The sequence below is a fragment of the Nostoc sp. CHAB 5715 genome (genome assembly GCF_020829685.1).
Taxonomy (GTDB): domain Bacteria; phylum Cyanobacteriota; class Cyanobacteriia; order Cyanobacteriales; family Nostocaceae; genus Nostoc.
Window position 1 is genome coordinate 1 of sequence record NZ_JAIVFR010000558.1, and the last position, 5,069, is coordinate 5,069.

Annotated in this window: 6 protein-coding genes; 2 read left to right on the top strand and 4 right to left on the bottom strand. The window is 46.1% G+C overall.

The genetic code is table 11. The features are described from left to right. Nucleotides 1-459 precede the first annotated feature (459 nt). Nucleotides 460-1,029: a DUF3611 family protein gene (locus LC574_RS25965; protein ID WP_229456415.1), complete on the top strand. Its 570-nt coding sequence runs from the start codon at nucleotides 460-462 to the stop codon at nucleotides 1,027-1,029. A 4-nt stretch (nucleotides 1,030-1,033) separates the two neighbouring features. Further along, nucleotides 1,034-1,846: an ion transporter gene (locus LC574_RS25970; RefSeq protein ID WP_229456416.1), complete on the top strand. Its 813-nt coding sequence runs from the start codon at nucleotides 1,034-1,036 to the stop codon at nucleotides 1,844-1,846. A gap of 90 nt (nucleotides 1,847-1,936) precedes the next feature. On the opposite strand, the gene LC574_RS25975 is transcribed toward LC574_RS25970, so the two are convergent. The 4 genes from LC574_RS25975 to LC574_RS25990 form a co-directional block, all read right to left on the bottom strand. Continuing rightward, entirely contained in the window at nucleotides 1,937-2,263 is a 327-nt protein-coding gene (locus tag LC574_RS25975) for a hypothetical protein (protein ID WP_229456417.1), read from the bottom strand. 56 nt (nucleotides 2,264-2,319) lie between these two features. Further along, nucleotides 2,320-3,198 carry a TIGR02587 family membrane protein gene (locus LC574_RS25980; RefSeq protein WP_229456418.1) on the bottom strand — a complete coding sequence of 293 codons (879 nt, stop codon included), beginning with the start codon at nucleotides 3,196-3,198 and terminating at the stop codon, nucleotides 2,320-2,322. Between the two features lie 167 nt (nucleotides 3,199-3,365). Beyond that, nucleotides 3,366-3,644 carry a hypothetical protein gene (locus LC574_RS25985; RefSeq protein WP_229456419.1) on the bottom strand — a complete coding sequence of 93 codons (279 nt, stop codon included), beginning with the start codon at nucleotides 3,642-3,644 and terminating at the stop codon, nucleotides 3,366-3,368. A gap of 8 nt (nucleotides 3,645-3,652) precedes the next feature. Beyond that, nucleotides 3,653-4,942 (bottom strand): MFS transporter, encoded by a 1,290-nt coding sequence (locus LC574_RS25990; protein WP_229456420.1) that lies wholly within the window; start codon nucleotides 4,940-4,942, stop codon nucleotides 3,653-3,655. Nucleotides 4,943-5,069: the final 127 nt, after the last annotated feature.

Genomic DNA, 5,069 nt, shown 5'->3' on the forward strand with positions numbered 1-5,069 from the left:
AAACTCTACCCACAAGGGGATACAGTTTTGATTACGAAAAATATTTATTTTAGTTTCGCCCACCAGGGGCGAGGTTTTAACCAATATTCATCACCCACTCGTACAGAATTCATGGCTTTTTTCTGACTCCTGAGTTCTGAATTCTTCTCATAAATTAAGAAGCAAGAGGAATGGGCGAACATTTGATACCCTTACGAGCTTGAGTAAGAACTTGAGCAATATAATTCCAAAGATCAATTTTCCTCAGACGACAAGTTTCAATACCATACGCGTGCTGCTCAAAGTGCATTGCCCCACAGATATTCATAAAATGGAGGGACAGTGAAAAGTTACATTAAAGTTAATCGTAATGGAATAAATCAAACTCTCACAGTTAAACCAGAACAATTACAGCGGTTGCAGCTAAGTAACAATTCTTTTTGCAATAAACCATTTTTTTAATTCTCAGGGTAGATGAATATGTCAAATCAATTAGGTTCCTACTTGTCAACACCAACTAAACAAAAATTCGCTGCTACTTTTCGCATAGTCAGCCGATTTGGCTTCTGGATACAGTTAGGATTAGGTGCTATTTCTGCAATTGCTTTGTTGTTTGCGATGGTTAGTCGTAATATCGGCGTTCAAACAGGTAATGCAGGCATTGGTTTTGGTATATTTTTAGCTATTGTTGGGATTTTAGTACTGTGCTTTAGAGTGTATTGGTCTTTCCGCTACAGACAATTGGCAAAACTTTTACAATTACCCAATAGTGACCTACATCCCAGGCGAGAAGATATAATCCAAGTCTTACAAATTGGACTAATTGTTAGCTTAGTAGGATTGTTATTAGCTTTCTTGGCATCTGAAGTAAGCGTTGTAGTATTACTAGCAAAAGCTTTAGCCGAGCCTCAAGGAATAGCAGTTTATAACCGACAAAATGTTATTCGCTCTTTGGATATTTTAGTAGTGTTAGCAAATGTCAATTTGATTGGCTCTCACTTAGTAGGAGGCGTCACTTCACTTGGTCTACTTGAGTGGCTGGATCAGTAATAGAATGAACAACCTGAGCACACCTGAAAAACAGGCACTTAATCAAGAACGACGCGAGGTTTTGCAACAGATTGAAGACTGGATGGAAACGCCAATGCTGCTGCTCGGCTTGGCGTGGCTGGCGCTGTTTGTTATCGAGTTGATCTGGGGTTTAAGTCCGTTGCTCGAAGTTCTTGGAACAGTGATTTGGATAATTTTTATATTAGAGTTTACGCTCAAATTTACTCTGGCTCCACGCAAGTTGGTTTATTTCAAAAGTAATTGGTTAACTGCGATCGCCCTCATCTTACCAGCATTACGCATTTTCCGACTTACACGTGTATTACGAGTGTTAAGTACGGCACGAGCTAGCCGGGGAATTCAGTTAGTACGTGTGCTGACACGTACTAATCGGGGTATGCGATCGCTAAGTGCAAGCTTAGGTCGTCGCGGTTTTGGCTACGTTGTGGCGCTAACGCTAGTTATTACCCTAGTGGGAGCCGCAGGGATGTATACGTTTGAAAGCAATACCCCGAATGGGAGTGGTCTGAACGACTACGGCACCGCGCTATGGTGGACGGCTATGCTCATGACCACACTCGGATCAGAATACTGGCCGCAGACTCCAGAAGGGCGAGTGCTTTGCTTCATTTTAGCGCTGTATGCTTTCGCTGTATTTGGCTACTTGACTGCGGCGATCGCTACATTCTTTTTAGGTCGAGATGCCGAAAATGACTCAGCAGAGATCGCAGGTGCTAAATCTATCAAAGCTCTCCATGCTGAGATTGCCGCTTTGCGTGCTGATATTCAAGCATTATCTCGTCACAAAGAAGAGTGAAGTTTTGCAATTAAGAGAATCAAATTAGCGTTGTTAAGTTTGCTAGGAGTGTTAGGTTCAAGGGATTGGGGACTGGGAACTACTCAAAGGTTAAGGTTTTTCAAAGCTCAGAACCCGTGCCTGCAACTGTTGTCCGGTACGTGGGTCAGTTTGAAATGTCACCCAACCTTCACGGGTGGAGTGGCGCGCAAGTAAAGCGATCGCCAATTCACGACTCTCTTGTTCCTTACCGTCGTTTTCGAGGACGACTTCAATATGGACACCTTCAGCTGTCTTGTCGCCACGATTAGTTACTGACACAGGAACAAGGAAGTAGTTTAGTTGCGGCCGCGGTGTACCCAGATGAAACTCGATACTGGGCGGTGCATTACCTGACGTGGCTGCATCGTAAACCAGATACCCCAGCGTACTCGCCACGAGGACGAGACTAGCGGCAAAGACGATCCACTCTAGCCAATTCTTTTGCAGGTTTTTCATTGCAGTAATAGCCTCCCAGCAGCAGCGCCCAGTGTAGCAGGCAGTCCCAGAACGACCATTTCTGCTAGGCAAATGATGGGTGCCATACCGTCAAAGCGCCCATAGAACCAGAGAATTACAGCGGAGGTGAGCAGTGCGATCGCATATGTCACAACAATACCAAAGACGAGGGTCTTAATGCCGCTGGTCTGGTTAAGCCGCCGCGTGCTTGTGAAGTCGCTATAAAAGAGTATGAGTGCGCCCACGAGCATCGAGAAGAGTGCCAAACCTAGCAGTCTCTCTGAGGCGGTTTCGCTAGCAATAATCACAATTTCTTCCGTCGGTGCTACGTTGTTAGCAAAGAGGACGGCACCACAGACAGCGATCGTCAATTGTCCACCAAATTCGCCCTTGTTTTGTGTGAGAAACGGCTTTGGCTCTGAGTCATTTTCCATGCCTGTATCACCCTTTTGATCGCCCTCACCACCACCCAGTTGAGCAGTACCAACGGAAACGCCGATCGCAACGGTCATCGCTTCAATGAGGATTTTGCTGACGATTTCGTTGAGCGTCATGCCGAAGGTGATCTGACCCAGCAGCCAGAGAACAACTGCGGCGATCAGCAAACCCAGTCCCATCTCTTCGACGGAATCAACCGCCACCTCAACAGAACTGGCATTGCACCGCAGACCGCCATAGCGGTTGTATCCCAGTAGCAGGGTGAAGGTGGCAAGAACGTAGATGAGTAAGCCCAAGGGAGGCATGGTAAAGTTAGCTCGCCATACCTCCATCGTGTAGAGTAGGGGCAAACTGAATATCAGCCCTCCAGCAATGCCCCGCAAGTATTGTTGAAGCGATCGCTTGAGCGATCGCTCTTTCCCAATTTGGCGATTCATAGGAATTACAAAAGCGCAATATGCTTTCCCATGACTTTATACCCAGTTTACTATACGGATGTTACCCAAATTTTATCGCCCCACAGGTATCAATCAAATGGGGGGAGAGTGAAAAGTTACCCCAGATGTGCGAGAATTAATGCGCCAGAGCATTGCGATCCAATGAGTTACTGTGTAGGATCAAGCTGAAATGCGGAAATAATTCCTGCATTTTGAACAACCTCCCGCGTATGGATACCACTACCGAACAATACAACATCTGCGTTGTTAGCAAATTCTAAAGGTTGTTGTGCCTGAATAGCGATCGCATTCATTGAGGTAACTTGTTTGGTGGGGCTGACAATCTGAACTTTCCAGTTCCATTGCTTGATCCGGTTAAGAATCGTCAATGTCACAAAGGTGTCGATCTCGTTGAAACCATCAAATGTTACTAAAGCAATATTCATAAACTCCTTTATTTAGAGATAGCTAACTGTGCATCTGTTTTGCCAGGACTTTGACCAATTTGCAGTACACAAACTGCGGCAATCAGACAGAGAACGCCTGATAAAATAAACGCTTGTAAATAACTACCTGTCCAAGTTCTCAACACTCCGGCTCCGAATGCTGCTGTGGCTGCACCGAGCTGGTGTCCTGCTACAATCCAACCGAACATCACGCCGACATTTTCTTTACCGAAGACGTTGGCAACAAGACGGACTGTTGGTGGTACAGTGGCAATCCAATCAAGTCCATAGAAGACGGCGAAAATAGAAAGTCCATAGAAGGAAAAGTTGAAACTGAAGGGCAAAAAAATCAAAGACAAACCCCGTAGCCCGTAGTACCAAAACAATAAGTAGCGATTGTTATAGCGATCAGATAGCCAACCGGACATAGTAGTTCCAAAAAAATCGAATAGTCCCATGATTGCCAAAAGACCAGCAGCCTTGACTTCAGGGATACCGTGGTCAATACAAGCAGGAATCAGATGAGTACCAATTAACCCATTTGTGCTTGCACCACAGATAAAAAAGCTACCAAATAACAGCCAGAAGTCTCGATTACGCATTCCCAGCCAGAGGGCGTTAAGAGTGGAAGCGATGGAATTTGCTCTAGGCTGTAACACTTCCACAGTTTCGCTGTTGTCGCCAAAGGGTCGCAAACCGACATCCACCGGACGATCGCGCATAAAAATAGCGATCGCTGGAATAATTAGAAGTGCTGCACCAGTGAGAATCAGAGCCGCAGTTCGCCATCCAAAGCGATCGGCTACTGAGGCCAGCATCGGCAGAAACACTAGTTGCCCCGTCGCAGTACTGGCAGTCAGGATGCCCAGAACTAAACCCCGCTTTTCAAAAAACCAGCGATTGACAACAATAGCACCCAAAACCAGGGCGATAACTCCGCTACCACAACCGACAACTACACCCCACAGCAAAACTAGCTGCCAGGAGGCTGACATCAAAGTAGTTAAACCGACACCGAGAGCAATGACAGCAAGTGAGAACACCATCATCCGGCGAATGCCGATCCGCTCCATAACTGTGGCAGCAAAAGGGCCAATCAGTCCGTAGAGTACTAAGTTAATGGAGATTGCCAAAGATATAGTTGCTCTACTCCAGCCAAACTCCTGTTCGAGAGGCACTATAAAAACTCCAGGAGCAGAGCGAATTCCGGCTGCTACTAGCAATGCTAAGAATGTTAAACCAGCTACGATCCAGGCATAGTGGAACGAACGACGCGCTAGGGAGGAGGGTAAGGACATGAGTAGTGGGTGGGGAGTGGGGAGTGGGGAGTGGGGGAAGATAAAGTAGATTTCGCAAATCTAAGCCTAAATAGGGATGCAATAACTCGCAGCAGTAATCAATCTGATGGCGAAAAGAGGATTGAGT